Below are 26,738 nucleotides of genomic sequence, written 5' to 3'. Positions count from 1 at the left end.
CTGGGAACGCGGGGTAGCGCGTCGGTGTTCGGCCAGGCGCCGACGCTCGGCCGGATTTTCGTAACGACCGGTCACGCGCGAATAGCGGCCAAAGAGATAAATGAACCGCAAGCCGGCATTGATCGACGCTCGCCAGCGCTGAGGCGTGGAGCGCGCTGCGGGTCGCCCGCCTTGAGCGCGGCATCGTCCGGTGATTTTCGTCGGCTGTCGAGCCTCCCAGTCTAGGGATAAATGGTTTCGCCGCGATTCAGCATGCCGATGAACTCGTCGATCTTGCGCACCCGTGTTGCGGGCTTTTTGGCATTCTGTATCCGAAACAGGATGGCGTAGCGGTTTCGGCCGTTCAGCGTCGCAAAGAACGCGCTGGCCTTGGGATTGGCATCCAGTGCGGCCTGCAGGTCGTCCGGCACGACCGAGTTGCTGGCGGACGTATAGGCAGCCTCCCAGCGGCCATCCTCTTTGGCTTTCTCGATTTCTCGCATGCCCGAAGGAAGCATTCTGCCCGCGGCGATCAGCGCTTCGGCCCGGTCTTTGTTGAGCCTGGACCAGATACTTTTTGCGGAGCGTCGAGTGAAGCGTTGCAGCCAGTATTCTTCACTTTCAGTCTGTTTTTGACCGTCTATCCAGCCATGACAAAGGGCACTTTCCAGCGCCTGTTCGTAAGTCAAGGTTGGCTGCCCGGCGCCCTTTTTGGCAAGGCGCAGCCATATCCCGGTCGAGGTACCGCCGTTTTGCGTCAACCAGTTTTCCCATTCATGCTGGTCAAGGAATGTCAGACGAGGCTCAGTCATGGAGCGATCCGAATGGTTGCATTCAGGCAGCGAGGCTTTTTCGTTCACTGAAACCTCGTAGATTACCGATTTACGCGGATTTGGAAATACCCGATTTATCGACAATTCAGCGTGTATCCCATCGGAGGGAAGATGGAGGTCTTTCCTGGCGGAGCATCCAGTTGACCGGTTTCCCACCAACATCTGCCATTGCCATCGGTTCCGGCGATGACCGGCAGGGGGCGACAAGCGACACCCACAGAAATCCGCGAAGAACAAAAAAGGCCCTTGCGGGCCTTCGGTCGACGAGAAGCTGCAGCCGCTTACCGCGTCAGCGCAGTAAAACCATCCAGCAACCGGTCGACGTCGGCCGCTTCGATCGCGCCCATCGTCGAGATGCGGAACAGTTCCTTCGACAGCCCGCCTTGCCCCGCGTAAATCACGAAGCCGCGTGCCTTCAGGCCGTCGTGCAGCGTCTCGTACGTGACGCCCTGCGGCAGCCGGTACGCGCGCAGCACGACCGACGACGCGCCTTCCGGCAGCACCAGCGGCATCCCGCGCGCGGCGAGGCCGGCTTGTGCCTGGTCGGCGAGCGCCTTGTAATGCGCATGGCGCGCACGCCAGCCGCCGGCTTCGTCGAATTCGCGCAGCGCCTCGACGAGCGCGTAGTACGCGTGCACGGACGGCGTGAACGGCGTGTTGCGCTGGTCCTGCAGCTTCGCGAGACGGCCGAGGTCGAGGTAGTACGTGCGGCTCGCGGCCTTCGCGAGCGCGCTGCGGCGCACGATCACGAACGCCGCGCCCGGCACGCCGTGCAGGCACTTGTTCGCGGTCGCGGCAACCGCGTCGATGTCGCCGCCGGCGAAGTCGATCGCTTCCGCGCCGAAGCTGCTGACGCCGTCGACGAGCAGCTTCACGCCGCGTGCGCGGCATACGTCGGCGATCGCGCCGAGATCGTTCAGGCGGCCCGTCGTCGTTTCGTGATGGATCACGGCGACGTGCGAGTAGCCGCCCGCGTCGAGGCGCGCGGCGATCTGCGCGAGATCGGGCGCCTGCATCCATTCATGCTTCAGCACGTCGTGCGCGATCCCGTACTGCGTCGCGATCTGCGCGATCCGCTCGCCGTACACGCCGTTCTCGATCACGAGCAGCCTGCCGTCCTGCGGCACGAGCGCCGCGATCATGCTCTCGACGGCGGCCGTGCCCGAGCCGGTCATCAGCACGGCGGCCCATTCGGCCGGATCGAGCTCGTATGCGGCGACGAGGCGCGCGCGCGCTTCGTCCTGCAGATCGAAGAATTCGCTTTCGCGATGGCACAGGTCGGGTTGCAGCAGGCTGCGGCGCACGCGTTCGGTGAGCGTTACCGGGCCGGGGTTCAGCAGCAGCATCAATGGGCTCCTTCAGCGTGGGCTTCGGTCTGCGCGGCGCCGATGTGCCGCATCAGACGGGTCTTGACCTCGACCGGCGTGACGGTCGGGCGGGGCAGGCCGTCGGGCACGCCCGTGCGGATCGCGAGACGAACGAACTGCGCACCATCGCTCGACGCGGCAAGCGCGGCATCGAGCACGTCGAGCGTGTCGCCTTCGGCCGCCGACGCGTAGCCGCATGCGGCCGCGACGCCCGCGAACGACACGTGCCGCGACACGGTCGCCTGGCCGCCCGTCGATTCGTGTGCGCCGTTGTCGAGCAGCACGTGCGTGAGGTTGGCCGGGCCGTAGGTGCCGAGCGTCGCGAATACGCCCATCCGCATCAGCGCGGCGCCGTCGCCGTCGACGGCCACCACGCGCAGGTCGGGGCGCGCGAGCGCGAGGCCGAGCGCGAGCGGCGTCACGCAACCCATCGAGCCGACCATGTACAACTGGTTCGGGCGATCGTCGATTGCGTAGAGTTCGCGGCCGCAGAAACCGGTCGACGCGAGCACGACGGTCGAATCGACCGGTGTGTGCGCGATCACGCGTTGCAGCGCGTCGTGACGGGTCGGCCACGCGTCGGCCGACACGGCGCGCGACGACGATTGCGCGGCGACATGCGCACGCGGCTGCGCCGCCGGGTTCGCCTGCAGTTCATACGGCGCGACGCTGCCTTTCTGCATCACGAGCGCGTACGGGCGGCCCGTCGCGTCCATGTGCGCGATCGCGCGGTCGAGTGCCGGGCCGACCTGTTCGGGGTCGGTCGGGAACGTCTCCCACGGAATCTCCATCGTGTCGAGCATCGCGGGCGTGATCGGGCCCATCAGCGCGTGCTGCGGCTCGTCGGCGACACCCGGCTGGCCGCGCCACGTGACGATCAGCAGTTGCGGCAGGCGGAACGTCCAGGTCAGCGACGTCAGCGGGCTCACCGCGTTGCCGAGCCCCGAGTTCTGCATCATCGCGATCCCGCGCTTGCCGCCGAGCGTCGCGCCCGCGATCAGCGCGACCGCGTCGCCTTCGTTCGCGGCCGACACGTAGTGCAGCGTCGGGTCCTGCAGGACGTAGTTGATGAACGGCGTCAGGTACGAGCAGGGCACGCCCGCGTACCAGTCGAAACCGCGTTCGCGCGCGGCCTCGACGAACCGGGCCGCTTCGATCATTGCGCGCCCCCGTTGCCGGCGCCCGGCTCGGACAGCGGCGTCTGGCCGTGCGCGAAGTCGCCCGCGCGGCGGAAGTCTTCGAGATCGTTGACGCCGCGCCAGTGGCCGTGCACGTACTGCACTTCGATCTTCTCGCCGGCGGCGATCAGTTCGTTGAGGAGCGTGGGGAGGTCGAGCGTGTCGAAATCGTCGCGCGCCTGCAGCGTCGCGAGCATCGCCTTCAGGCGATCGACGCCGGCGCCGCGCACGTTCAGCAGGCCGATCCAGCGGCCGTGCGTCGTGCCTTCGGTGGCGTCGCTCGACACGCGCTGCAGCGTGGTCTTCTGGCCGAACAGGCCGCGGTCGTCGGCGGCCGAGCAGACCGCGAAGTCGCGCACGCTCTGGTTCGACGGCTGCGTCAGCGACGAATCGACGACGACGCTGAACTCGGCCTCGCTCTCGGCGAGGTCGCGCAGGATGTAGCTGCGGAACAGCAGGTCGCCGTACGAGATCACGGTGTCGCCCGTCAGGCGCTCCGCCGCGCACGCGAGCGACGCGAGCTCGCCCGTCTGCGCATGGCGCTCGTTGACGACGAGCTTGATGCCCGACGTGTCGATCGCGTCGGCGCGATAGCCGCCGACCACGGTGATGTCGTTCACGCCTTGCTTCTTGAAGCCGTCGACGAGCCAGCGCAGCAGCGGCTTGCCGGCGACCGGCAGCATGACCTTGGGCTTGTCTTCGGTGACGGCTTCGAGCCCCTTGCCGCGGCTCGCGGCGAGCACGACCGCCGCGTTCGACGCGCGCGACGACGACGACAGGTAGATGCGCTCGGCCGCCGAGTATTCGTCGGCGTCCTGCAGGCGGAAGATCTCGTTGACCGACGCGACGCGGTCTTCGACGTTGATCAGCGTTTCGTTCTCGTGGATCTCGCGCGCGACGGCCTGCATTGCCGACGCGGACGCGCGGATCAGGTGGTTCGCCCAGATCACGGTGCTGATGCCGGCCTGGCGGAACACGTCGGTCGGCGTGCTGTAGTACTTGGTCGGCACGATCACGAGCGGCGCCTTGCCGCTCCATTCGCGTGCGAACTGCAGGATTTCGTCCGGGCGCGACAGCTTGCTGTGGATCAGGATCGCGTCGGCGCCGGCTTCCGCGTACGCGTTCGCGCGGCGCAGCGCCTCGTCCATCCCCCAGCCCGCGATCAGCGCCTCGACGCGCGCGACGATCGAGAAGTCGGGATCGGTCTGCGAATCCTTGCCGGCCTTGATCTTGCCGCAGAACTCGTCGATCTCGGCGAGCGGCTGGCGCTCGCCGTCGATGAAGCTGTTCGTCTTCGGGAACTGCTTGTCCTCGATGCAGACGCCGGCGATGCCGCGCTGTTCGAGCTTCTTCACGAGGCGGCGCACGTTGTTGAAGTTGCCGTAGCCGGTGTCGCCGTCGAGCAGGATCGGCAGGTCGCTTGCGTCGGCCATGAATTCGAGCACGTCGACGACCTGGGTCCAGCTGGCCTCGTTGTTGTCGCGCACGCCGAACTGCGCGGAGATCGCGAGGCCCGAAGCCCAGATCCCCTTGAAGCCGGCCTCGCGGACGATCCGCGCGGACAGGCCGTTGTGCGCTTCCATCAGGAATTCGAGGTCGCTGCTGACGAGCATGCGGCGCAGGCGTGCGCTGCGCGATTCGGTGAAGTTGGGTTCGCGTGCGTTCATCGTGCGGCTCCTGCGGTGGTGCGTTGAATCAGGGGGAGGATTTCTTGCGTCGCGCGTGCGACATCGTTCGGGAAGTCGATCTCGATCCACGGCGAGCCGGTGACGTCGGCGACGTCGAACGAATGGCCGCCTTCGAGCAGCAGGTCGCGCACGGCTTCCTCGTGCGGCATGTTCGCGCGGCCGCTGTCGACGTAGCTCGCGACGATCGTCGCGAGGCGGCGCGCGGTGCCTTCGGTGAAGCGGAAGAAGCCGACCGATTCGCCGATCGTGTCGTAGTCGAGGTCGACCGCGAGCTGCTTGCGCAGCTCGACCGGCACGCCGTTCTTCACGCACAGCTTGACGGGTTCGTCGCCGGCCTCGAAGTCGCGATCGATCAGCAGGCGGTCGACCGCCTTGTCGGGATCGGCCACCAGCGCGTGCAGGATGTTCTCGTCATACAGCACGTCGGCGTCCATCAGCAGCACGTCGCCGCCGCGCGTCATCGCATCGGCGACGGTATGCACGGTCAGCACGCTGCCGAGGTCGTAGCGCTCGTTCAGCACGATCTCGGCCTGGCGGCCGAGGCGCTTCAATTCCTGCTCGACCTTCCCGGCCTGGAAGCCGAGCCCGAGCACGATCTCGTCGACGCCCGCGGCGTCGAGCACGCGCAGATGGCGCTCGAGCAGCGAAACGTCGTCGAAGCGCAGCAGGCACTTCGGGAACTGTGCCTCGGGCGGTTGTTGCAGGCGCAAGCCGAGGCCTGCCGCAAGAATGATGGCTCGCATGGGTTCTCCAACCAAAAAGCCGGCGGATCTGAACGATCAGTCGGCGAGCGGCTGCGGCGCACGGCGCCGCTGCCAGTTTCTTTCACTGAAATGCAGATAGAGCAGGCCGGGCAGGCCGAGCGCGAGTTCGCGCGCGCGCTTCGCGAGCGACAGCGCGAGCGCCGCGTCGGGCGGCAGTCCGACCAGCGGGGCGAGCAGCAGGTAGCCGCCTTCCTGCGCGCCGAGCGAGCCCGGGATCGCGAAGGCCGCGCCGCGGATCGCCTGGCCGACGCTTTCGAGCAGCAGCGCGTCGAGCCAGCTCACCGGGTGCCCGAGGAAGTGCAGCGCGAGCCACACTTCCGCGGTACCGACGATCCAGCCGACGAGGCTCAATGCGAAGGTTTTCGCGACCTTCGCGCGATCGCGGTACAGCGCGCCGACCGCGTCGTCGATCGCGTCGGCACGGGTCGCGAGCGACGACCAGTCGCGCGGGCCGAGCAGCTTCGACGCGAGGCGCAGGCCGCGGCCGAACAGCCCGCGTCGCTGCGCCATGTAGAACAGCACGGCGAGCGCGCCGAGTACACCGGTGGCGATCAGCGCGGGCGTGCGCAGGTGCGCGACCGACTCGTGCGTTGCATAAAGGCTGAACGCGGCGATGCCGATCAGCGCGAACGCCATCTGCGCGAGCGCCTGCATCGTCGTGCCGACGGTAACGGCAGCCGCCGCGTCGGCCATCCGCGTGCCGCGCTGCGCGAGGTGGCGCACCATCAGCACGGGGCCGCCGATCTGCCCGGCGGGCAGCAGGCTGTTGACCGATTCGCCGACCCAGCGCGCGCGCAGCGCGTTGCCGAGCTCGGCGCCCGGCTGGCCGCGGCGGAACATCACGGAGATCGCGATCGCGTCGATCACGAGCGGCACGACGTGGAACGCCGCGACGAGCGCGAGGCCCCAGCCGGCCGCGAGGAACGTGGACGCGACCGCGCCGACGCCCTGCCATGCAAGGAGTGCGATGAAGAGTGCCGTCCCGAGGGACAGCAGGATCAGGCCGGCGCGTGTCATGACCCGATCGTGCGTCGCGTGGCCAGTTGCTTGAACACCTGGCGGAAACCGAAATACGCGATCGCGTCCTTCATGTTCGAGATGAAGCGCTTCCACGGCCGCATGCCGGGGTTCGTCACGTATTCGAAAGTCAGCGACACGCGCATCTCGTTCTGGCCGAGCGGCGTGATGCGGTGGCGCAGCTTGTCGCCGTCGAACAGCACGATGCCGCCGTCGGCGATCTGCACGGAGCCCGGTTCGTCGGGCACGTCCGGGTTGCGCGTGTGCAGCTCGTAGTCGAGCCGGCACGACGATTCGTCGATCACGCCGATCAGCAGCGTGTAGCGGCGGCCGTCGTAGTACGACGTGTCGTAGTGCCAGCCGATGTGATCGCCGGGCTTCGTGTAGTAATACAGCGCGTACGCGTGCGGATCGTCGTCCGGCGACAGCATCAGCTTGTCGCCCGTGACCTTCTCGAGGAAGCCGATCAGCGCCTTCGACCGATACAGCTCGGCGATGTACGGCGCCTGCTCGTCGATCGTATGGCGACTCACGCTGCCGCCCTGCTTGTGGCCGGGCAGGTAATTGCGGTTCAGGCCGGCCTGCATCGCGCGGGCGGCCGCCGCGAGTTTCGCGTGCGCGTCGGCCGGCAGGAACGCGTCGAGATACAGGAACGACCCCTGGCGCGTGTAGTCGCCGCGCAGGTGGTCGAGGTCGAGATGGCCGACGCAGTCGGCCACCGTGCGATCGGGGTCGGACGCGGCCGCGCGCGCAGGCGCGGGGCGTGCCGGGCTCAGCACGGAGTCGTCGCGCGTGCTCGGAGTCATTTGGAAGCCTGGATTTCGGTTGGATTCTGCGGGAGGTTGCCGCGCCGGACGACGCGCCACCAGTCGATCACGACCCATGCGGCGAACAGCGGGGCGCCGATCGACGCCGCGAGCAGGAACGGTTCGACGCCGTCGACGAGCGTCACGAGCGGCAGCAGATACAGCACGTCTTCGGTCTCGAAGCCGCCGGCGAACGCCTGCTTGGTACCGGCCTTGCCGGCGATCGATTCGATCCGCATGCGCAGGAAGAAGATCAGCGCGACGGCCGCGCCGGCCACCGCGCCGAGCAGCACCGGCGACGCGGCCATCTGGCCGCCCTGGGCGACGATGCCGAGGCCCATGCTGACGAACAGTGCGATCGTCACCACCGCATCGGCCGCGAGGTCGTAAAAATGACCGATCTTGCTGGACTTGCCGCTGATGCGCGCGAGCTCGCCGTCGGTGTGGTCGACGAAATTCGACAGCACGATCAGGAACGCGCCCGCGTTGCTCCAGCCGAAACCGCCGTGCGCGAGGCACCAGGCGCCGGCGAGGCCGATCAGCAGACGAAGCGTAGTAAGGTGATTCGGGGTGACCGGCGTATCGACAAGCGGTCGGACAAGCGAGCGCGCGAGCCGCGCATCCCAGGTGCGAGGCAGGGGGGGCTCGGAGCGTGTGGCGGTTTTTCTTTGGTCCATCGGCGAAATATATACGGAATTGTAATTTGTTGCTTTTTATTCAATCAGTGTCCTGACATACGGTAGTGATACCGCTTCTTGCGGGCCGCGGTCGGGCGAAAACCGGGCGTGCGAAAGGGCGCGCAAACGGGGCGGCCGGGCCCGTATTCCAGTGTGGTTCGCATCGCGCGGCTGTCAAGGACAGGCGGGCCTCGAAGGCCGCTGCGGCGGTGCTTTTCGTGCATGCCGGCGGGCGGCGCGCGGCGCGTGCGATCTTGATCTGCGTCAGGCCCGGAAACGGCGCATCGGGCGACAATCGGCCGCGCCGCATCCGTATCGACCATTGCCGATCGGCGGGCGGCAAATTGCAATGGAAATCCGCCGATTGATTCGCGAAGGTTGGCGATCGGCGACCGGTCATTCGTCCCGATGCTTTCGCGCACCTTTCGTGTGCATCCGGTTCATGCGGAGCACCTGTCACAGAACGGTCGTTCGATACCCGGCAAATTCGGCAAGGATCTTTTGCATCCGACGGACATTTCGCGGCGAGCGCGTCTGCGATACTCCGACCGTGCCTGTGGTGCAGGCCGCTCCTTGCGGCCCCAAGGGCTTCATGTCGCTCAGGAGCGCCCCCGCGACGTCAACGACAGATCAAAGCGTCAGAAACCAGCCATGTCTTCATCACGCATCCTCGCTCCCGCCCTGCGTTCGCTCGTCCGCACCGCCGACGAAGCCGCCGCGCTGATCCGTCCCGGCATGACCGTCGCCATGAGCGGCTTCACCGGGTCGGGCTATCCGAAGGCCGTGCCGGCCGCGCTTGCCGCCCGCATCGACGCGGCGCACGCGCGCGGCGAGGACTTCCGGATCAACGTGCTGACGGGCGCGTCGACCGCGCCGGAACTCGACGGCGCGCTCGCCCGCACCAACGGCATCTCGATGCGGCTGCCGTACCAGTCCGACCCGACGCTGCGCGACAAGATCAATAGCGGCGAAGTCGACTACCAGGACGTCCACCTGAGCCACGTCGCGCAATATGCGTGGTTCGGGCTGTACGGCGATCTCGACGTCGCGATCGTCGAAGTCGCGGGCATCCGCGAGGACGGGCTGCTGATTCCGTCCGCGTCGATCGGCAACAACAAGACGTGGCTCGAACGCGCGAAGCACGTGATCCTCGAAGTGAACGCGCGCCAGCCGCTCGGCCTCGACGGGATGCACGACATCTATTACGGCACGGCGCTGCCGCCGCATCGCAAGCCGATTCCGCTGACGAAGAGCGACGACCGGATCGGCGAGCCGTACCTGCGCTGCCCGGCCGACAAGATCGTCGCGATCGTCGAGACCGACGCGCCGGATCGCAGCAATGCGTTCTCCGCGCCGGACGAGACGTCGAAGCAGATCGCGCTGCAATTGATCGACTTCCTGCGCCACGAAGTGAAGCGCGGCCGGCTGCCGGACAACCTGCTGCCGCTGCAGTCGGGCGTCGGCAACATCACGAACGCGGTGCTCGCGGAGCTCGGCTCGGCCGGCTTCTCGAACCTGACCGCGTACACCGAAGTGATCCAGGACGGCATGCTCGACCTGCTCGACGACGGCACGCTGAGCTTCGCGTCGGCCACCGCGCTGTCGCTGAGCCCGGCCGCCGTGCAGCGCTTCGCCGACGAGATCGCGACGTTCCGCGAGAAGATCGTGCTGCGCCCGCAGGAGATCAGCAACCATCCGGAACTCGTGCGCCGCCTCGGCTGCATCGCGATGAACGGGATGATCGAGGCCGACATCTACGGCAACGTGAACTCGACGCACGTGATGGGCACGAAGATCCAGAACGGCATCGGCGGCTCGGGCGACTTCGCGCGCAACGGCTACCTGTCGTGTTTCATGTCGGCGAGTACCGCGAAGGGCGGCGCGATCTCGCGGATCGTGCCGATGGCGAGCCACGTCGACCATACCGAGCACGACGTCGCGGTGGTCGTCACCGAGCAGGGCCTCGCGGATTTGCGCGGCCTGTCGCCGAAGCAGCGCGCGCGCAAGGTCATCGCGACCTGCGCGCACCCGGATTACCGGCCGATGCTCGAGGACTACTTCGAGCGCGCGTCGCGCGAAAGCTTCGGCAAGCACACGCCGCACCTGCTCGCCGAAGCGCTGTCGTGGCACGAGCGCTACGTGCGGACCGGGACGATGAAGGCCTGACGCGAAGCGGGCGCGCGTCGCGTGCGCCCGCCGTGATCGTCAATCCATCGCCGCGTGCGCGACGTCGACGCTCGCCGTTTTCTGCGGCGGGCGGATCAGCAGCAACAGCGGAATCATCAGCAGCGTCGCGACGAACATCAGCTTGAAGTCGTTCAGGTACGCGATCATCGTCGCCTGCTGGTTGATCGTGCGGTCGAGCAGCGCGAAGTCGAGCTGGCTGCCGGCGATCGCCTGCACGGCCGGGTTGAACGGCGTGATGTGGGTCGCGAGGTCGGCATGCGCGACCTGCGTGTTGCGCGTCATCAGCGTCTGCACGATCGAGATGCCGATACTGCTGCCGATGTTGCGCATCAGGCTGTAGGTGGCCGTGCCGTCCGCGCGCAGCTCGGGCGGCAGCGTCGAGAACGACAGCGCGCTCAGCGGCACGAACACGAGCCCCAGCCCGAAGCCCTGGACGACGCCGGGCCACACGATGTCCGATTCGGACAGCACGACCGTGTACTGCATCATCTGCCACAGCGCGAGCGCCGAAATCGACAGCCCCGCGAGCAGCAGCAGTCGCGCATCCACGTATTTCAGCAGCCGCCCGACGAACAGCATCGCGATCATCGTGCCCGCGCCGCTTGGCGCGGTGACGAGGCCGGTCGTCGCGACCGGGTAGCCCATCAGGTTCTGCAGCATCGGCGGCAGCAGCGCGCGCGTCGCGTACAGCACCGCGCCGACGACGAAGATGAACAGCGTGCCCGTTGCAAAGTTCGAGTCGCGCAGCAGTTCCGACTTGAAGAACGACGCGTTGCCGACGGTCGCCGTATGCACGAGGAAGAACGCGAAGCCGAGCGCCGCGACGAGCGCCTCGATGCGGATTTCGTATGAGCCGAACCAGTCGAGCTGTTCGCCGCGGTCGAGCATCGCCTGGAACGCGCCGATCGCGAGCGCCAGCGTCGCGAAGCCGAACGCGTCGAATTTCACGTGCGGGCGCGGTGCGCGCGCGGGCAGGAAGGTCATCACGCCGGCCAGCGCGAACGCACCGATCGGCACGTTGATGAAGAACACCCAGCGCCAGTTGTAGCTGTCGGTGAGCCAGCCGCCGAGCGTCGGGCCGAGGATCGGGCCGACCATCACGCCCATCCCCCAGATCGCCATCGCCTGGCCCTGTTTCTCGCGCGGGTTGATGTCGAGCAGGATCGACTGCGACAGCGGCACCAGCGCGGCGCCGAACACGCCCTGCAGCAGCCGCGCGCCGACGATCTGCACGAGCGTCTCGGACAGCCCGCACAGCGCCGAGGCGACCGTGAAGCCCGCGATCGAAACAATCAGCAGCCGCTTGACGCTCAGCCGGTCGGACAGCCAGCCGGTGAGCGGCGTCGCGATCGCCGCGGCGACGATATAGGAGGTCAGCACCCACGTGATCTCGTCCTGCGACGCGGACAGGGTGCCCTGCATGTGCGGCAGCGCGACGTTCGCGATCGTGCTGTCGAGGGTCTGGATCAGCGTGGCGAGCATGATCGACAGGGTCAGCATCGGCCGGTTCAGGGCGGGCGAGGCGGGGGCGTCGGCGGCGGGGTTCAAGCGGTGTCTCCATGGGGCGGTCGCCGTGGGCAGCGATCCGGTATGGCTCGAATTATAAGCACGCTTATTATATATCTGCTTATCGCCGGGTCTCGAGCCGAGGGTCGTCGATGGCTTGCCCCTATAATCCGCGCATGGACAAGACCTACGAGAACCGGTTCGGCTACCTGATTTCCGATGTGGCCCGCCTGAACGGACGCCTGTACGACCGGCGCGCGAAGCGCATCGGGCTGACGCGTGCGCAAAGCCGCGTGCTCGCGTACCTGACGTGGAAGGGCGAGATGAATCAGGCGCGGCTCGCCGAATGGCTCGAGATCACGCCGATCTCGCTCACGCGGCTGCTCGACCGGATGGAAAGCTATGGCTGGATCGAACGCATCGCGAACGACGACGACCGCCGCGCGTTCGTGATCCGGCTGACCGACAAGTCGCGCGAGATCTTTCCGCAGATGCTGGAGGTCGGCGATACCGTTTCCGACGACGGGCTGCGCGGCTTCACGCCCGACGAGCGCGATACGCTGGTGCGATTGCTCGGGCGCGTGCGCCATAACCTGATCGACTGCGGCGGCGAGTGACGCGCGTGGATATCCGGGCGCGCCGGATGGATCGAAAACATCGAGAACGCCGGGAGACATGGCACGAGCACGACGCATCGCAGGTTTCGGCGACGGCCGGCCGGGCCGGGCCCACCCGGCTGGGCGTTCCGCAAAGCCGCGTGCTCAACGGGCCAGCGCCGCGAGCGTGAATGCCGCCAGATAGAGCCCCACGCCGTACGACAGATGCGTGATGAGACTGCGCCGGCGCGCGACGCCCGGATGCGGCGTGCGCGACGCCGCGATCCCGAAGCCGAACGCGGGCTGCATCACGAAGAACGGCGCGACCACGCTGGCGAGGCCGGCTACGAGCGCGGGGAGCGGTGTCGGCGTGCCGATCCATTCCGTGCCCGCGATCGCGACAGGCAGCGCCGCGAACGCGATGCCGATCGCGTAATGCGCGATCCAGCCGAGCGCACGCTCGCCCGGCACGGGCGGCGCCGCGACGATCGACACATGCCGGAACCGGCCGTGCATCATGTGGCCGACCCAGCGGCCAACCAGCGCATAGTCGAGCGACGGAATGTCGAACGCACGCCGCCGGAACAGCGCCCACAGATCCATCACGAGCGTGGCGCCCGCGCCGATCGGCAGCAGGTCGAGCAGGATGTCGGGCGGGCTCATTGCACACCTCCGCGGCGAACGGCGAGGGCTGCGCGGCGCAGCGGAATACGTGTCGGTTTCAGCGGTTTCATTGAGGTCCACGCTTGTCTTTACGGAGTCGAGCGACTATCTTGCAACTTCAAGTTCACTTGAGGTCAAGCATGGGCCGTCTGGACATTGCGGACGTCGCGCGGCGCACGGGATTGCCCGCGTCGACGCTGCGCTACTACGAGGAAAAGGGGCTGATCGTCCCGAACGGCCGTCACGGGCTGCGGCGTCAATACGACGAATCGGTGCTGGAGCGCCTGGCGCTGATCGCGCTCGGCCGCGAGGCCGGTTTTTCGCTTGACGACATCCTCGCGATGGTCGGCGCGGACGGCCGGCCCGCGATCGATCGCGCGAAGCTCGACGGCAAGGCCGACGAACTCGACCGCACGATCCGCCGTCTCGGCGCCGTGCGCGATGCGCTGCGGCATGCTGCCGTGTGTCCGGCGCAGAACCATCTCGAATGCCCGTCGTTCCAGAAGCTGCTGCGCATCGCCGCGCATCGTCATCCGGCGCGCCGCACGAAGGCGGACGGCGCGTAAGCGGCCGGCCTGCGCGATGCGCGTGCATCGACGGAGGACAGCGGCGGTCGGGTGGCAGCGCGATGCGGTGCCAGTACCGCGTGGACGTCACAAACAGGAACGACGGGGTTGCCGCATGTGGTTTTTCTATGCGCTTTTTGCGTTTCCGGCAGCGTATGCGGCATCGAAGGTCGGGCCGCATTACGGGTTTCTCGCGGGGTTCGTGACGCTGGCCGCCGTGATGGCGACACAGGCCGCGCTGCTGGGGTGGGTAGTGGCCCGGGTGACAGGGCAGAGCGCGGCCGCGCAGCCTGCGGCGGCCACGCCGTCGGCTGACGGTCCGGAGGCCGAGCCTGATGACGAGCCGGGCGACGAACCCGAAGTGCGGCTGCGCTACGGTGAGCACGCGCGATTCAAGCAAGTGGTCCTGATTGCCGACGACGCGCGGCCCGACGTCACGCACCGTCTCTACGATCGGTTGAAGCGTGCGATCGAAGCGTTCGTGGACGTCGAGACGGGGCGCGGCGGTTCGGGCGCGGAAATGGTGTCGGCGGCCGAACTTGCACCGGCAGACGGCGAGTCGGCCGCGCCGCCGGCCGATACGCTGACCATGTTCGTGTCGAACGACGGTACGTGGTCCGGATTCCGCGTCGGCGACGACTGCTTCCGGTTCCGCCACGGCGCGATCACGAGGCTGCAACTCACGCACGTGATGCCGCTTCGCTGGAAGGGCGACTACATGGTGACGTTATGGTTCGACGTGCCGAAGCGCAAACAGACTGCCGAATACGTGTCGCATTCGACGTGGTTCGATCTCGATCTGGAACATTCCGATCGCCGCTCACGCACGCTCACGCATGCGTGTCGCGAGATCGCGTCCGTGCTCGATGCGGCATTCGACGTCAGCGAAGCGTCCGACGCATGACTCATCCCGCGTAATACACGCGGCACTCCATCTCGCGCCCGCGCACGATGCGCTTGCCGACGAGCGAGCCGGACGTTTCGGTGAAAACCGTGCGCTGGTGTTCGCACTGCACGGCATCGTAGAAGTAGAGCGAAACCCAGTCCATCGTGTGGCCGATTTCCGGCGTGCGCGCGGCGGCGTGCAGGCACAGCGCCGTGAAATGCCAGCCGCCTTTCGTCATGTGCATCACGGGCGGCGGTACGTAGTCGTCCGCGTTCAGGCGTCGGTGCGTGAGCGTCGGCAGCACGCCGGCGGCGGCCTTGTTGCGGTACTGGCGATCGATGTAGAGCAGCAGCTCGACAGGCGGCTCCGTGCCGGGGCCGGCGTCTTCCACGTGACCCTGCCAGCGCCGGCGGCGGGTCAGCACGTCGTCGAGCGCGGTGCGGATGCCGACCGCACGCCGCGGGCCGACGCCTGCGATCGTTTCGAGCTGGCCGTTGCGGGCCGCGCGTTCGAGCTCCTCGAGCGTGTCGATGTGCAGCGCGTCGTGAATGCGCAGCGCGAGCGCGTGGCCGATGCCCGGCACGGCCTCGAATGCGGATGTCCGTTCGGAATCGCCGCGCAGCCGGTCGAGCTGGCGCCAGCGTCCCGTCACCAGCAGTTCGGCGATCGCCTGCGCGACGCCCGTGCCGATGTCGGGCAGCGCGTCGAGTGCATCGACGCCACCGGCTTCGAACAAGGTGCGGATGTTGCGGTCGAGTACCTCGACCGTATCGGCCGACGCGCGGTACGCAGCGACCCGGTAAGGATTCGCGCCCTGGTCGGCGAGCCACTGCGCGGCCTCGCGCAGGCATGCCGCGATGTGCCGGTTTTCCTCGTACGTTTGGCTGGTGGTCGACTGCATGGCGAGGGACCCGGGGAAGCACAAACGGAATGGACGCGGCGAACGATGCGCCGGTCGGCTTTTGATCATTGTCGCGACGCACGACGAGCAAGACTTGACGCACATCAATGGCAAACGTAACACAGGCGCGTAGAGCACGGTCGTGCCGCATGCCGGCACGACCGTGCGTCGCGTGATGCGATTACGCGTCGAGAAACGACTGCGCGTTCTCGGCCTCGGCGGCCGCGCGCAGCGCGGCGAGCGCACGTTTCTCGATCTGCCGCACGCGTTCGCGCGACATGCCCGCGTCGTGCGCGATCGCGTCGTACGTATCGGGCTCGGCGCCACCGAGGCCGAAGCGCCGGCGCAGCACGTCGGCCTCGGCCGGCGTGACCGACCGCAGCAGCGACGTCACGCATTCGCGCATGCGCGTGTCGGCCAGTTGCTCGAACGGGCTGGCCGACGCGTGGTCCTCGATCAGGTCCACGAGGCCGGTGTCCGCGTCGGGCAGCGGCGTGTCGAGCGAGACGGGCTCGGCAGGCAGCGCGAGCACCGCGCGCAGCTTGTCCTCGTCGAACCCGGTTTCGGCCGCGAGTTCGGCAGGCGTCGCGCGGCGGCCCGTGCGCTGGCGAAAGCGCAGCGCCTGCCGCTGCACGCGCTGGTACTGGTCGCCGACGTGCACCGGCACGCGGATCGTGCGCGAGCGATCCGCGACCGCGCGCGCGACCGCCTGGCGGATCCACCAGGTCGCATAGGTCGAGAACTTGAACCCGCGCCGGTATTCGAATTTCTCGATCGCGCGCATCAGGCCGAGGCAACCGTCCTGCACGAGATCGGACAGGTCGATGCCGCGGTTCATGTACTTGCGCGCGATCGACAGTACGAGCCGCAGGTTTGCCTCGAGCATTGCGCGCGTCGCGTCGCGCACTTTCTGCTGGCCGTCGGTAAGCGCCGCCGCGAGGGCACGCCGGGCGACCGTGTCGAAGCAGGCGGCTTCGCCCGTGGCGGCGTCATGCGGCGCTGCCGCGAGCGCGCGCACGACGCGGCTTGCATCGTCGACGGCCGGCCCGACCCATGCGATCGAGCCGAGCAGCGCGGCCATGCGGTTGCGTGCGTCGCGGTATTCGCCCGAACGGCAGCCGTGCTCAAGCAATGCACCGCGCAGCGCCGACACGGCTGCCTGCAGTGCGTCGTCGCCGGCGGGCAAGGGCGTGTCGCCGTCGTCGTCATCGGACGATCCGGTTGTGCCGGCGGCACCCGTTGTGCGGTGACGCGCGAGCAGCGCATCGACCGCCGCCGGACAGCCGGCGAGCGCGTGCAGCACCTGGTGGCGGCCCGTCTCGATTTCGCGGGCGAGCACGATTTCGCCTTCGCGCGTGAGCAGCGGTACGGCTTGCATGCGCCGCATGTAGAGCGCGAGCGGATCGGTCGACGCGCTCGTGCCGCGGGCGAGGTCGCCGAGCACGGCCCGGCCTTCGTCGAGCGTGTCGCGATCGACATCGACAGGCGCCGTGCCGGCGAACGGCGCGGGCGCGGCCGGCTCGTCGAGCACGGCGATGCCGATATCGGCGAGCGCGGCGCGCACGACGTCGAGCGCGTCGGGGCTGTCGCTTTCGGGCGGCAGCGCGTCGACGAGGTCGGCGTGTGTCAGATAACCCTGTTCACCGGCGAGCGCCAGCAACTGGATGATCGGATCGAGCGGTGTGTCCGCCCGGGGCGTGGGGCGTGGCGTAGTCATGTCGATGGCGGCGTGGGCCGCGCTCCTGTCGGGGGCGGGCCGAAGTCCGCCGGTTTCGGGCTGCCGGGTGTCCGCGAACGCTCGTCCGCGCCGGTCAGCCTGACATCGTTCAAGTTGAGGGCATTTGCGCCAACTTCAACGCGGGCGCGGCAGACGGGCCAGCACGCAGCATACCCGCACGACCGCCGAAGCAGGAAACAAAAAGTAACCGATCATACCCGCTGAAATCTGCAGGGGACGTAAGCTAGAGTCAGGCGCGCGCCCGGCGGCGGCGCGCGGATTCTGCCGGAGCATGAGATGAACCCGATTCCCGCCGCGAGGCCCGCCGTCATCGCACTGGCTGCGCTGACGCTCGGCGGCTGCTACTACACGAGCCCGTACGGCTATGCGCCTTATTACGCGCCGGTGCCCGCCACGGTGACGCAGCGCGAGATTCCGGTTGCACCGGCCGCGCCCGGTCCGGCCCTTTCGCCGGCGCCCATCGCGCCCGACACGTCGGCCGACGTCGGCTCGCCGGCGCCGGTGTATGTCGCGCCGGCCTATGTGCCGCCGCCGTATCCGTACTACTACCCCGGGTACTACCCGGGATGGTACGGGCCGCCCGTCACGATCGGCTTCTGGGGCGGTTGGGGCGGCGGATACTGGCGCGGGCGCGGCGGGTACTGGCATCGTCCGTGGGGCGGTGGGCATTGGGGCGGCGGCCACTGGGGCGGCGGCCATCGGCACTGACCGGCGCGCGGCGGGGCCGCGCGGGAGAGCATCATGAGCAACACGATTGTCCGAAGTCTGTGCGTCGTCCTGCTTGGCCTCGCGGCCGCGCCGGGCGTCGCCGATGCGCAGAGCAGCGCCTACACGAACTCGCCGGCCGAACTGTTCGCCGGGCCGGCGCCTGATTATCCGGTGGTCGCGGAGATCCCGCCCGACACGGCGCTGGACGTATTCGGCTGCCTGAGCGACTACTCGTGGTGCGACGTCGCGCTGCCGGGCGTGCGCGGCTGGATCGATGCGCAGTTGCTCGCGTATCCGTACCAGGGCAGCTACGTGCCGGTGCTCGAATACGGCGCGATCATCGGTGTGCCGGTGACCGGATTCGCGATCGCCGCGTACTGGGATCGTTATTACCGGCACCGCCCGTGGTACCACGACCGCGATCGCTGGGCGCATCGCGCGGAACCGCGGCTCGGCCCCGGCGGGTTCCCGCCGGGACAGGGCCGTCCGCAGCCGGGCGGGCCGATGCACGCCGCACCGGGCGGCCCGCCGCCGGGGGGGCCGCATGATGCACGGCCGTCGGCTACGCGCGGCGGCTGGAACGGTGCGAACCGCACGCCGCCGCCGGCGGCACCTGCGCCGATGCCGGGCGCGGTGGGCAATGCCCGTCCGGCAAGCCCGCCGCCGGCCGTGTTGCGTCCGCCGCCCGCACCGGGCGGCGAGGCCCGTACGATGCCGCCGCCGATGCGTCAGGGAGGTGGTGGCGGCGGCGGCGGTGGCGGTGGTTATGCGCGGCCGCAAGGCGGCGGAAACGGCGGCGGTAGCCACGGTGGCGGTGGCGGAGGCGGCGGCGGACCCGAGGAATTCCGGCATTGACGGCGCCAGCGCGGCGGGTTCTCCCGGCGCCGGACGAAAAAAAGCCGCTCCGGAGAGCGGCTTCTGGATCGGGTGAACGGGCGGTCGGGCGGTTGTGTGGTCCGCAGCCCGACCGGCTGCCCGTCGTCGGATGCCCGTTGCCGGCCACCCGTCGTCGGTAGGCCGCCCCGTCAGTCGTCGAGCAGCGACAGGTCGCGCACCGCACCCTTGTCGGCCGACATGACCAGCTTCGCGTACGCCTTCAGCGCCGCGGACACCTTGCGCGGACGCGGCTGCGTGGGCTTCCAGCCCTTCGCGTTCTGCTCTTCGCGGCGGTGCGCCAGTTCCTCGTCCGATACCAGCACGTCGATCGTGCGGTTCGGGATGTCGATGCGGATCCTGTCGCCGTCGCGCACGAGGCCGATCGCGCCGCCCGCTGCCGCTTCCGGCGAGCAATGACCGATCGACAGACCCGACGTGCCGCCCGAGAAGCGGCCGTCCGTCAGCAGCGCGCAGGCCTTGCCGAGCCCCTTCGACTTGATGTAGCTGGTCGGGTAGAGCATTTCCTGCATGCCGGGGCCGCCCTTCGGGCCTTCGTAGCGCACGATCACCACGTCGCCGGCCTTGACCTTGTCGTTCAGGATGTTCTCGACCGCTTCATCCTGCGATTCGGTCACGTGAGCCGAGCCCTCGAACACGAGGATGCTCTCGTCGACGCCGGCCGTCTTCACCACGCAGCCGTCGAGCGCGATGTTGCCCGTCAGCACGGCGAGGCCGCCTTCCTTCGAGAACGCATGCTCGTACGAGCGAATGCAGCCTTCGGCGCGGTCGACGTCGAGGCTCGGCCAGCGCGTGTCCTGGCTGAACGCGACCTGCGTCGGGATGCCGGCCGGGCCGGCCAGGTAGAACGTGCGGACCGCGTCGTCCTGCGTGCGGACGATGTCCCACTGGTCCAGCGCGTCCTTCAGCGTCGGCGCGTGCACGGTCGGCACGTCGGTGTGCAGCTTGCCGGCGCGGTCGAGCTCGCCGAGGATCGCCATGATGCCGCCGGCGCGGTGCACGTCCTCGATGTGGTACTTGTTCGTGTTCGGCGCGACCTTGCACAACTGCGGCACGACGCGCGACAGGCGGTCGATGTCCTTCATCGTGAAGTCGATGCCGGCTTCCTGCGCGATCGCCAGCAGGTGCAGGATCGTGTTGGTCGAGCCGCCCATCGCGATGTCGAGCGTCATTGCGTTCTCGAACGCCTTGAAGCCGACCGAGCGCGGCAGCACGCGCGCGTCGTCCTGCTCGTAGTGCTGGCGGGTCAGCTCGACGATGCGGCGGCCGGCGCGCTTGAACAGTTGTTCGCGATCGGCGTGCGTGGCGACTACCGTGCCGTTGCCGGGCAGCGACAGGCCGAGCGCTTCGGTCAGGCAGTTCATCGAGTTCGCGGTGAACATGCCCGAGCACGAGCCGCAGGTCGGGCAGGCCGAGCGCTCGACTTCGGCGACTTCGGCGTCGGAATACGACGGGTCGACCGCGATCACCATCGCGTCGACGAGGTCGAGCTTCTTCAGTTCGACGGTCTTGGTGACCGGGTTCGCGAGGCGCGTCTTGCCGGCTTCCATCGGGCCGCCCGACACGAAGATCACCGGGATGTCGAGGCGCATCGCGGCCATCAGCATCCCCGGCGTGATCTTGTCACAGTTCGAGATGCACACCATCGCGTCCGCGCAGTGCGCGTTCACCATGTATTCGACCGAGTCGGCGATGATGTCGCGGCTCGGCAGCGAATAGAGCATGCCGTCGTGGCCCATCGCGATGCCGTCGTCGACCGCGATCGTGTTGAATTCCTTCGCGACGCCGCCGGCGGCTTCGATCTCGCGCGCGACGAGCTGGCCGAGATCCTTCAGGTGCACGTGCCCGGGCACGAACTGGGTGAACGAGTTGACGACCGCGATGATCGGCTTCGAGAAATCGTCGTCTTTCATGCCGGTGGCGCGCCACAGCGAGCGCGCGCCTGCCATGTTGCGGCCGGCGGTGGAGGTTTTGGAGCGGTAAGTGGGCATTGTGGTGGCTGAAGAAATATCGCGGAAAAGGGTGGAGGCACGGGAATAAAGGCCTCTCTCGCGCCCGTGCGAACAACCTCTTGAGCTGCGCCCTGGGCAAACCGGGCGATTATCCCACAGCCGCCGCGGGCGTGGCGCCCGCGGGGCGGCAACCGGCGCGTGCGGCGGGCGCGGCGCGGAACGCGCGGGCGGTTGCGGCGCGCCAGCGCGGCTGGGCCGGGAGGCGGCCGGATCGCTCTGTTGTCGACGATGCATGCGCGCCGCCTCCGCGTTCCGGCCGTCAGTCGAGCAGCGTCAGGATCTCGTCGTAAAGCGCCTTCGGAATCCGCACGCCGTTCGCGATGCTGCGCGCGCGGGCGTCGAAGCGCCGTTGCGACGGCAGCCGCGCGCCCTGCGCGACGATCGACCCGAACATCCGCTCGCCGCGCGCGAGCCCCGCGTCGAGATCGTCGCCGAGGAACACCTTCGGATCGAACGCGATTACGAGCTCGCCGTGGCACGGCGTCGCGCCGACGCCTTCGTCGAAATCCATCGATTCCCGGCTCGTCATGTCGCCGATCAGCGCGCCGCCGAGCAATTCGACCATCGCCGCGAGCGCCGAGCCCTTGTGGCCGCCGAACGTGCGCATCGCGCCCTGCAGCGCGGCCTTCGGGTCGGTGGTCGGCTGGCCGTCGGCGTCGATCGCCCAGTGCGGCGGAATCGCCTTGCCTTGCTTCGCGTGCAGCTCGATGTCGCCGCGCGCGATCGCGCTCGTCGCGAAATCGAACACGAACGGCTCGCCGCCCGGGCGCGGCCACGCGAACGCGATCGGGTTCGTGCCGAACACGGGCTCGCGGCCGCCTTCCGGCGCGACCCAGCTATGGCTCGGGTTCATCGCGATGCCGACCAGCCCCTCGGCCGCGATCGCCTCGACCTCGGGCCACAGCGCGGAGAAGTGGTAGCAGTGGTTGATCGCCATCGCGGCGATCCCGTGCTGCTTCGCCATCTCGACGAGCACCGGCAGGCCGGTTTCGAAGCTCAGCAGCGAGAAGCCGCGATGCGCATCGACCGCGACGATCGACGACGACAGCCGGCGCAGCGTCGGCACCGCTTGCGGATCGACCTTGCCCTTGCGCAGCGAACGCACGCAGACGAGCAGCCGGTACACGCCGTGCGAGTGGCATTCGTCGCGCTGGCCCTGCGTGATCACATTGGCGATCGCCCGCGCATGCGCGTCGGACATCCCGTTGTGCGTCAGCACGCGCAGTGCGAGCGCATGGACCTCGTCGAGCGACAGGACGACTTCGGCGGTTTGCTCAGCCATGGTTCGCCTCCCGCGGCGCGGGCACGCCGTCGATGCGCTGCGGCACGTTCAGCGGATTGCCGTTGCGGATCGCTTCCGGCAGCAGCGCGTCCGGCAGGTCCTGGTACGACACGGGGCGCAGGAAGCGCTCGATCGCGCGTGCGCCGACGGACGTCGTGCGCGTGTCGGACGTCGCCGGGAACGGCCCGCCGTGCACCATCGCATGGCCGACCTCGACGCCCGTGCCGAAACCGTTGACGAGAATGCGGCCGGCCTTGCGCTCGAGCGTCGGGCGCAGCGTGGCGAACAGCGACGCGTCGCCGTCGGCGAGATGCGCGGCGATCGTCAACTGGCCTTCGAGCGACTTCAGCACGCGATGCAGCGTGTCGGCGTCCGGGCAGCGCACGATCAGCGACGCGGGGCCGAACACTTCTTCGCGCAGTTCGGGGCGCGCGATGAACGCGTCGGTCGACGTTGCGAACAGCGCCGCGCGGGCCTGATGGCGGCCGCCTTCGACGCCTTCCGCCAGCAATTCGACCGCGTCGTGCCCGCGCAGCGCCGCGACGCCTTGCGCATAGCTTGCGTGGATGTGCGGCGTCAGCATCGTCTGCGCGGCCGCCGAACGCACGGCATCGGCCGCCGCGGCTTCGAACGCGCGCAGCGCGGGGCCGTCGACGGCGAGCACGAGGCCCGGGTTCGTGCAGAACTGGCCGGCGCCGAGCGTGAGCGATGCGACGAATTGCGGCGCGATGGTGTCGTGACGCGCGTCGAGCGCCGCGGGAAACAGCAGCACGGGATTGATCGAGCTCATTTCCGCGTAGACGGGAATCGGCTCGGGGCGCGCGGCCGCGATATGCATCAGCGCGACGCCGCCTCGGCGCGAGCCGGTGAAGCCGACGGCCTTGATGCGCGGATCGGCGACGAGCGCCTGGCCGATCTCGCGCGACGCGTCGAACAGCAGCGAGAACACGCCGGCCGGCATCCCGCATTCGCGCGCGGCCTGCTGGATCGCGCGGCCGACGAGCTCCGACGTGCCCGGGTGCGCGGAATGCGCCTTGACGATCACCGGGCAGCCGGCCGCGAGCGCCGACGCCGTATCGCCGCCGGCGACCGAGAACGCGAGCGGGAAATTCGACGCGCCGAACACGGCGACGGGCCCGACCGCGACGTTGCGCAGGCGCAGGTCGACGCGCGGCAGCGGCTTGCGCTCGGGGCGCGCCGGATCGATCCGCGCATCGAGAAAACCGCCGTCGCGCACCAGCGACGCGAACAGCGCGAGCTGGCCGACCGTGCGGCCGCGTTCGCCTTCGACGCGTGCGCGCGGCAGGCCCGTTTCGGCGATGCAGCGCTCGATCAGGTCGTCGCCGAGCGCCATGATGTGGCGGCCGATCGCGTCGAGAAATGCGGCGCGCGCGTCGAGTGTCGTTTCGCGGTACGTGTCGAACGCGTCGTCGGCGAGCGCGCAGGCCGTCTCCAGGTCGTGCAGGCTCGCGCCGCCGAACTTGGGTTCGAGTTGCTCGCCGGTCGCGGCGGCGATCGCGTGGAGGGTGCCGTTCTGTCCGGCGACGGCGGACTGGCCGATCAGGAGCTGACCTGTGAGTTGCATGGTTTTCCTCGGAAAAAACAGGGGCCGGGCGTGGGGCGCCCGGCCGAAGAGATGGTGTGAAAGGGGGGGCGGGTGCGTCAGTCCTCGTCGTCGTCGAGCTGCAGCTTGTCGGAACGCACGCCCGTGTTGGCGCCCCAGTAATAGATGACGAGCGCGACGGCCGCGACGACGACCGTGTCGTACGGATGCGCGAGCCGGCCCGTGCCGCCGAAGCCGCCGAGATACGACAGCACGATCATCGCGGCATAAAACGCGATCAGCCACGCGGACGAGCGCACCTGTTCGGCGAGGCTCAGGTGCGCGGTCGGCACCCAGCGGCGGCACGCGAGATAGATGACGAACATCACGATCTGCAGGCCGAGCAGCCAGGACACCGTGCTCCAGCCCGACCAGTAGACGATCAGCGCGGCGATCACGAACGACGCGGGGCCGGTGAGGCCGAAAGCGCTCGCGCGGAACGGCCGAGGCAGGTCAGGGGCGGTGCGGCGCAGTGCGGCGACCGATACGGGCGCGACCGCATAGCTCAGCACCAGCGCGGCCGACACGATGTTGATCAGCGCTTCCCACGACGGGAACGGCATCGTCCAGAAGATCGCGAGGCCGAACGTGAGCCACAGGCCCGCGCGCGGGATGCCCGACGCTTCGTCGACGCGCGTGAACACCTTGAAGAAGGTGCCCGTCTTCGCCCAGCCGTAGACCACGCGCGGCGTCGCGTTCATGTAGATGTTGCCGCAGCCGCTCGGCGAGATCATCGCGTCGGCGACGACCATCACCGCGAGCCAGCCGACGCCGAGCGCGAGCGCGATGTCGCGGTACGGCAGCGTGAACGCCTTGCTGATGTCGTGCCAGCCGCCGGCGAGCATCGCGGTCGGGATGCTGCCGATGAACGCGAGCTGCAGCAGCACGTAGATCAGCGTCGACAGCAGGATCGACAGGATCAGCGCGATCGGGATCGTGCGCTGCGGATTGCGCACTTCGCTCGCGACCGACACGATCGGCGTGAGCCCGAGATACGCGAAGATGATGCCGCCCGCGGACACGGCCATCTCGATGCCCGGCATGCCGAACGGCGCGAAGCCGTGCACGGTCAGGTTCGCGGGCTTGAAGAACGTGAACAGCACGCCGATCACCGCGAGCGGCACGATGAACTTGAAGATGCTGATGATGTTGTTCGCCTTCGCGAACGTCTTCACGCTCGAATAGTTCAGGTAAAAGAAGAAGCAGAGCAGCGCGGCCTGCACGAGCCAGCCGATCGTCGTCGGGTCGCTCGATCCTTCAACGGTCAGGCCCGGAAACCACGCGGCCGCATACTGGCGTGCGGCGACGACTTCGATCGCGATCAGGCTCGAAAACGCGATCAGCGTGATGAAGCCCATCAGGTAGCCGAGCAGCGGGCCGTGCGAGAACACCGGGTAGCGGACCACGCCGCCCGCGCGCGGCAGCGCGGCGCCGAGTTCGCAGTAGACGATGCCGAGCAGCAGCACCGCGAAGCCGCCGAGCAGCCACGAGAAGATGCCGGCCGGGCCCGCGATCGTCGACACGTGACTCGCGGCGAACAGCCACCCCGAACCGAAAATGGCGCCGAGACCGATGAACGTGAGATCGGTCAGCGACAACTGTTTCTTGAATTTGCCGTGACCCGCGTCGGGGTGCGCGGTACGGGAAAGCGGGACGGACGGGTGAGCGTTGCCTTGGCCTGGCATGGGCTTGTCTCCTGGGGGAATGGCGGTGCAGGCGTGAGCTGCGCGAGCTCCGACGGAGCGGCGCGCACGCCTGCCGGCCGGCGTCGCCCGGTTCGAACGACCGGGGCGGGCCGCGTGCCGTTCGCGCGCGGCGCGGGCAGGCGCCGGGGCGAACGGGCCCGCAGGCCATGCCGGACCGGAGGCGGCGGCGCGAGGGGGGAAAGCCTTGCGCCGCCGCCGGGGGGAGTCGATCAGAGACCGACGTCGGGCAGCACCGGGCGCGTTTCGAGCGCCTTCGCGACGATCGCCTTCACTTCCGCGAGCGTGTCGCCCTGCAGCGCGAGGCGCGGCGGACGCGTGATCGCGCTGCCGCGGCCGACCAGCTCTTCGCACAGCTTGATGCACTGCACGAGGTCGGGACGTGCGTCGAGATGCAGCAGCGGCATGAACCAGCGATACAGCGCGAGCGCTTCGTCGAAGCGCTTTTGCTTCGCGAGGCGGAACAGCGTCTCGCCTTCCTTCGGGAACGCGTTCGACATGCCCGACACCCAGCCTTCGGCGCCCACGGCGATGCTCTCGACCACGACGTCGTCGAGGCCCGCGAACAGCACGAAGCGATCGCCGACCGCGTTGCGCAGGTCGATGAAGCGGCGCGTATCGCCCGACGAATCCTTGAAGCAGACGATGTTCTCGCAGTCCTGCAGCGCGATCAGCACGTCGGGCGTCACGTCGTTCTTGTAGATCGGCGGGTTGTTGTAGACCATCACCGGCAGGTCGGTGCTCGTCGCGACCGCGCGGAAGTGCGCGGCGGTTTCATGCGGCTTCGCCGAGTAGACCAGCGCGGGCATGACCATCACGCCGTCGACGCCGACGCGCTGCGCTTCGCGCACCGTGTTGCGCGCGAATTCGGTCGTGAATTCGGCGATGCCGGCGATCACCGGAATCTTGCCGCCGGCCGCGTCGCGCGCGGCCTCGATCACCTGGAGCTTCTCGCTCGTCGACAGCGACGTGTTCTCGCCGACCGTGCCGCAGACCACGAGGCCCGACACGCCGTCGTTCACCAGGTTCTTCACCACGCGGTGCGTGGCATCGATGTCGAGGGAAAAGTCCGGCTTGAACTGGGTGCTGACGGCCGGGAAAACCCCGGTCCATTGAATGGCTTTGCGGCTCACTGAAATCTCCTACGTTCGTATCGGTCGGCCGACAGGTGTGTCGGTGTGGCA

Annotated in this window: 23 protein-coding genes; 6 read left to right on the top strand and 17 right to left on the bottom strand. The window is 68.5% G+C overall.

All coding sequences use genetic code 11. The annotated features are described in order from the left end of the window. Nucleotides 1-221: 221 nt before the first annotated feature. The 8 genes from JYG32_RS22185 to JYG32_RS22150 all read right to left on the bottom strand — a co-directional run bounded on the left by JYG32_RS22185 (nucleotide 222) and on the right by JYG32_RS22150 (nucleotide 8,309). Nucleotides 222-791 carry a YdeI/OmpD-associated family protein gene (locus JYG32_RS22185; RefSeq protein WP_213267443.1) on the bottom strand — a complete coding sequence of 190 codons (570 nt, stop codon included), beginning with the start codon at nucleotides 789-791 and terminating at the stop codon, nucleotides 222-224. A gap of 302 nt (nucleotides 792-1,093) precedes the next feature. After that, complete coding sequence (locus JYG32_RS22180) at nucleotides 1,094-2,158, bottom strand: 2-aminoethylphosphonate aminotransferase (RefSeq protein WP_213266980.1); 1,065 nt, start codon at nucleotides 2,156-2,158, stop codon at nucleotides 1,094-1,096. After that, on the bottom strand, nucleotides 2,158-3,339 hold the full coding sequence (gene aepY / locus JYG32_RS22175) for a phosphonopyruvate decarboxylase (RefSeq protein WP_213266979.1): 1,182 nt from the start codon (nucleotides 3,337-3,339) through the stop codon (nucleotides 2,158-2,160). The genes JYG32_RS22180 and aepY overlap by 1 nt, the downstream gene beginning before the upstream one ends. Next, nucleotides 3,336-5,024 (bottom strand): phosphoenolpyruvate mutase, encoded by a 1,689-nt coding sequence (aepX, locus tag JYG32_RS22170; protein ID WP_174382623.1) that lies wholly within the window; start codon nucleotides 5,022-5,024, stop codon nucleotides 3,336-3,338. The genes aepY and aepX overlap by 4 nt, the downstream gene beginning before the upstream one ends. Beyond that, complete coding sequence (locus JYG32_RS22165) at nucleotides 5,021-5,788, bottom strand: NTP transferase domain-containing protein (RefSeq protein ID WP_213266978.1); 768 nt, start codon at nucleotides 5,786-5,788, stop codon at nucleotides 5,021-5,023. The genes aepX and JYG32_RS22165 overlap by 4 nt, the downstream gene beginning before the upstream one ends. Before the next feature lie 36 nt (nucleotides 5,789-5,824). After that, on the bottom strand, nucleotides 5,825-6,826 hold the full coding sequence (locus JYG32_RS22160; protein WP_213266977.1) for an HpnL family protein: 1,002 nt from the start codon (nucleotides 6,824-6,826) through the stop codon (nucleotides 5,825-5,827). Next, a complete protein-coding gene (locus tag JYG32_RS22155) occupies nucleotides 6,823-7,632 on the bottom strand; it encodes a HalD/BesD family halogenase (protein ID WP_174382620.1) in 810 nt (269 codons plus the stop codon). Before JYG32_RS22155 ends, JYG32_RS22160 begins: the two co-directional genes overlap by 4 nt. Continuing rightward, nucleotides 7,629-8,309 (bottom strand): CDP-alcohol phosphatidyltransferase family protein, encoded by a 681-nt coding sequence (locus JYG32_RS22150; RefSeq protein ID WP_213266976.1) that lies wholly within the window; start codon nucleotides 8,307-8,309, stop codon nucleotides 7,629-7,631. The genes JYG32_RS22155 and JYG32_RS22150 overlap by 4 nt, the downstream gene beginning before the upstream one ends. A 651-nt stretch (nucleotides 8,310-8,960) precedes the next feature. Between JYG32_RS22150 and JYG32_RS22145 the strand changes: the two genes are divergently transcribed. Then, entirely contained in the window at nucleotides 8,961-10,475 is a 1,515-nt protein-coding gene (locus tag JYG32_RS22145) for an acetyl-CoA hydrolase/transferase family protein (protein WP_213266975.1), read from the top strand. A gap of 39 nt (nucleotides 10,476-10,514) precedes the next feature. On the opposite strand, the gene JYG32_RS22140 is transcribed toward JYG32_RS22145, so the two are convergent. Further along, the gene (locus tag JYG32_RS22140) at nucleotides 10,515-12,044 is read right to left on the bottom strand and encodes a DHA2 family efflux MFS transporter permease subunit (protein ID WP_213266974.1); all 1,530 of its coding nucleotides are present in this window, start codon (nucleotides 12,042-12,044) and stop codon (nucleotides 10,515-10,517) included. Nucleotides 12,045-12,178: 134 nt separating this feature from the next. On the opposite strand from JYG32_RS22140, the gene JYG32_RS22135 reads away from it, so the two are divergent. Further along, on the top strand, nucleotides 12,179-12,619 hold the full coding sequence (locus JYG32_RS22135) for a MarR family winged helix-turn-helix transcriptional regulator (RefSeq protein ID WP_213267442.1): 441 nt from the start codon (nucleotides 12,179-12,181) through the stop codon (nucleotides 12,617-12,619). Nucleotides 12,620-12,763: 144 nt separating this feature from the next. Here JYG32_RS22135 and JYG32_RS22130 read toward each other — a convergent pair whose 3' ends face one another. Continuing rightward, nucleotides 12,764-13,261, bottom strand: a complete 498-nt coding sequence (locus JYG32_RS22130) for a DUF2938 domain-containing protein (protein ID WP_174382615.1) — start codon at nucleotides 13,259-13,261, stop codon at nucleotides 12,764-12,766. A 140-nt stretch (nucleotides 13,262-13,401) separates the two neighbouring features. Here JYG32_RS22130 and JYG32_RS22125 point away from each other — a divergent pair, with 140 nt between their 5' ends. Both JYG32_RS22125 and JYG32_RS22120 read left to right on the top strand, forming a co-directional pair. Then, nucleotides 13,402-13,827 (top strand): helix-turn-helix domain-containing protein, encoded by a 426-nt coding sequence (locus JYG32_RS22125; protein ID WP_174382614.1) that lies wholly within the window; start codon nucleotides 13,402-13,404, stop codon nucleotides 13,825-13,827. A 115-nt stretch (nucleotides 13,828-13,942) separates the two neighbouring features. Beyond that, nucleotides 13,943-14,731: a hypothetical protein gene (locus tag JYG32_RS22120; protein WP_213266973.1), complete on the top strand. Its 789-nt coding sequence runs from the start codon at nucleotides 13,943-13,945 to the stop codon at nucleotides 14,729-14,731. Between the two features lies 1 nt (nucleotide 14,732). On the opposite strand, the gene JYG32_RS22115 is transcribed toward JYG32_RS22120, so the two are convergent. Together JYG32_RS22115 and JYG32_RS22110 are read right to left on the bottom strand one after the other, a co-directional pair. Beyond that, nucleotides 14,733-15,614, bottom strand: coding sequence for a helix-hairpin-helix domain-containing protein (locus tag JYG32_RS22115; RefSeq protein WP_174382612.1), 882 nt, complete (start codon nucleotides 15,612-15,614; stop codon nucleotides 14,733-14,735). A gap of 181 nt (nucleotides 15,615-15,795) precedes the next feature. After that, a complete protein-coding gene (locus JYG32_RS22110; RefSeq protein ID WP_213266972.1) occupies nucleotides 15,796-17,331 on the bottom strand; it encodes a sigma-70 family RNA polymerase sigma factor in 1,536 nt (511 codons plus the stop codon). A 297-nt stretch (nucleotides 17,332-17,628) separates the two neighbouring features. Between JYG32_RS22110 and JYG32_RS22105 the strand changes: the two genes are divergently transcribed. Further along, nucleotides 17,629-18,060, top strand: coding sequence for a hypothetical protein (locus tag JYG32_RS22105; protein WP_174382610.1), 432 nt, complete (start codon nucleotides 17,629-17,631; stop codon nucleotides 18,058-18,060). Nucleotides 18,061-18,093: 33 nt separating this feature from the next. Then, on the top strand, nucleotides 18,094-18,915 hold the full coding sequence (locus JYG32_RS22100; RefSeq protein ID WP_249744844.1) for an SH3 domain-containing protein: 822 nt from the start codon (nucleotides 18,094-18,096) through the stop codon (nucleotides 18,913-18,915). 170 nt (nucleotides 18,916-19,085) lie between these two features. On the opposite strand, the gene ilvD is transcribed toward JYG32_RS22100, so the two are convergent. From ilvD to JYG32_RS22075, 5 genes are all read right to left on the bottom strand, one after another. Continuing rightward, a complete protein-coding gene (gene ilvD / locus JYG32_RS22095) occupies nucleotides 19,086-20,945 on the bottom strand; it encodes a dihydroxy-acid dehydratase (RefSeq protein ID WP_213266971.1) in 1,860 nt (619 codons plus the stop codon). 280 nt (nucleotides 20,946-21,225) lie between these two features. Continuing rightward, nucleotides 21,226-22,248, bottom strand: coding sequence for an Ldh family oxidoreductase (locus tag JYG32_RS22090; RefSeq protein ID WP_213266970.1), 1,023 nt, complete (start codon nucleotides 22,246-22,248; stop codon nucleotides 21,226-21,228). After that, nucleotides 22,241-23,833, bottom strand: a complete 1,593-nt coding sequence (locus tag JYG32_RS22085) for an aldehyde dehydrogenase (NADP(+)) (RefSeq protein ID WP_213266969.1) — start codon at nucleotides 23,831-23,833, stop codon at nucleotides 22,241-22,243. The genes JYG32_RS22090 and JYG32_RS22085 overlap by 8 nt, the downstream gene beginning before the upstream one ends. A 77-nt stretch (nucleotides 23,834-23,910) precedes the next feature. Further along, nucleotides 23,911-25,536 carry an APC family permease gene (locus JYG32_RS22080; RefSeq protein WP_213266968.1) on the bottom strand — a complete coding sequence of 542 codons (1,626 nt, stop codon included), beginning with the start codon at nucleotides 25,534-25,536 and terminating at the stop codon, nucleotides 23,911-23,913. Nucleotides 25,537-25,766: 230 nt separating this feature from the next. Further along, nucleotides 25,767-26,687 (bottom strand): dihydrodipicolinate synthase family protein, encoded by a 921-nt coding sequence (locus JYG32_RS22075; RefSeq protein ID WP_174384512.1) that lies wholly within the window; start codon nucleotides 26,685-26,687, stop codon nucleotides 25,767-25,769. Between the last annotated feature and the right edge of the window lie 51 nt (nucleotides 26,688-26,738).

The sequence above is a fragment of the Burkholderia pyrrocinia genome, assembly GCF_018417535.1.
In the GTDB taxonomy this organism is placed as follows: Bacteria; Pseudomonadota; Gammaproteobacteria; order Burkholderiales; family Burkholderiaceae; genus Burkholderia; species Burkholderia pyrrocinia_E.
The sequence above is the reverse complement of the archived record's forward strand: the minus strand, read 5'-3'. Positions and strand labels throughout refer to the sequence as shown.

What these genes read in the sequence shown, in the direction of transcription:
- aepY (WP_213266979.1), bottom strand. Translation starts at nt 3,339, where the DNA reads ATGATCGAAGCGGCCCGGTTCGTCGAGGCCGCGCGCGAACGCGGTTTC.
- JYG32_RS22135 (WP_213267442.1), top strand. Translation starts at nt 12,179, where the DNA reads ATGGACAAGACCTACGAGAACCGGTTCGGCTACCTGATTTCCGATGTG.
- JYG32_RS22100 (WP_249744844.1), top strand. Translation starts at nt 18,094, where the DNA reads ATGAGCAACACGATTGTCCGAAGTCTGTGCGTCGTCCTGCTTGGCCTC.
- JYG32_RS22180 (WP_213266980.1), bottom strand. Translation starts at nt 2,158, where the DNA reads ATGCTGCTGCTGAACCCCGGCCCGGTAACGCTCACCGAACGCGTGCGC.
- JYG32_RS22110 (WP_213266972.1), bottom strand. Translation starts at nt 17,331, where the DNA reads ATGACTACGCCACGCCCCACGCCCCGGGCGGACACACCGCTCGATCCG.
- JYG32_RS22185 (WP_213267443.1), bottom strand. Translation starts at nt 791, where the DNA reads ATGACTGAGCCTCGTCTGACATTCCTTGACCAGCATGAATGGGAAAAC.
- JYG32_RS22125 (WP_174382614.1), top strand. Translation starts at nt 13,402, where the DNA reads ATGGGCCGTCTGGACATTGCGGACGTCGCGCGGCGCACGGGATTGCCC.
- JYG32_RS22150 (WP_213266976.1), bottom strand. Translation starts at nt 8,309, where the DNA reads ATGGACCAAAGAAAAACCGCCACACGCTCCGAGCCCCCCCTGCCTCGC.
- aepX (WP_174382623.1), bottom strand. Translation starts at nt 5,024, where the DNA reads ATGAACGCACGCGAACCCAACTTCACCGAATCGCGCAGCGCACGCCTG.
- JYG32_RS22085 (WP_213266969.1), bottom strand. Translation starts at nt 23,833, where the DNA reads ATGCAACTCACAGGTCAGCTCCTGATCGGCCAGTCCGCCGTCGCCGGA.
- JYG32_RS22090 (WP_213266970.1), bottom strand. Translation starts at nt 22,248, where the DNA reads ATGGCTGAGCAAACCGCCGAAGTCGTCCTGTCGCTCGACGAGGTCCAT.
- ilvD (WP_213266971.1), bottom strand. Translation starts at nt 20,945, where the DNA reads ATGCCCACTTACCGCTCCAAAACCTCCACCGCCGGCCGCAACATGGCA.
- JYG32_RS22165 (WP_213266978.1), bottom strand. Translation starts at nt 5,788, where the DNA reads ATGCGAGCCATCATTCTTGCGGCAGGCCTCGGCTTGCGCCTGCAACAA.
- JYG32_RS22120 (WP_213266973.1), top strand. Translation starts at nt 13,943, where the DNA reads ATGTGGTTTTTCTATGCGCTTTTTGCGTTTCCGGCAGCGTATGCGGCA.
- JYG32_RS22160 (WP_213266977.1), bottom strand. Translation starts at nt 6,826, where the DNA reads ATGACACGCGCCGGCCTGATCCTGCTGTCCCTCGGGACGGCACTCTTC.
- JYG32_RS22115 (WP_174382612.1), bottom strand. Translation starts at nt 15,614, where the DNA reads ATGCAGTCGACCACCAGCCAAACGTACGAGGAAAACCGGCACATCGCG.
- JYG32_RS22155 (WP_174382620.1), bottom strand. Translation starts at nt 7,632, where the DNA reads ATGACTCCGAGCACGCGCGACGACTCCGTGCTGAGCCCGGCACGCCCC.
- JYG32_RS22080 (WP_213266968.1), bottom strand. Translation starts at nt 25,536, where the DNA reads ATGCCAGGCCAAGGCAACGCTCACCCGTCCGTCCCGCTTTCCCGTACC.
- JYG32_RS22105 (WP_174382610.1), top strand. Translation starts at nt 17,629, where the DNA reads ATGAACCCGATTCCCGCCGCGAGGCCCGCCGTCATCGCACTGGCTGCG.
- JYG32_RS22130 (WP_174382615.1), bottom strand. Translation starts at nt 13,261, where the DNA reads ATGAGCCCGCCCGACATCCTGCTCGACCTGCTGCCGATCGGCGCGGGC.
- JYG32_RS22145 (WP_213266975.1), top strand. Translation starts at nt 8,961, where the DNA reads ATGTCTTCATCACGCATCCTCGCTCCCGCCCTGCGTTCGCTCGTCCGC.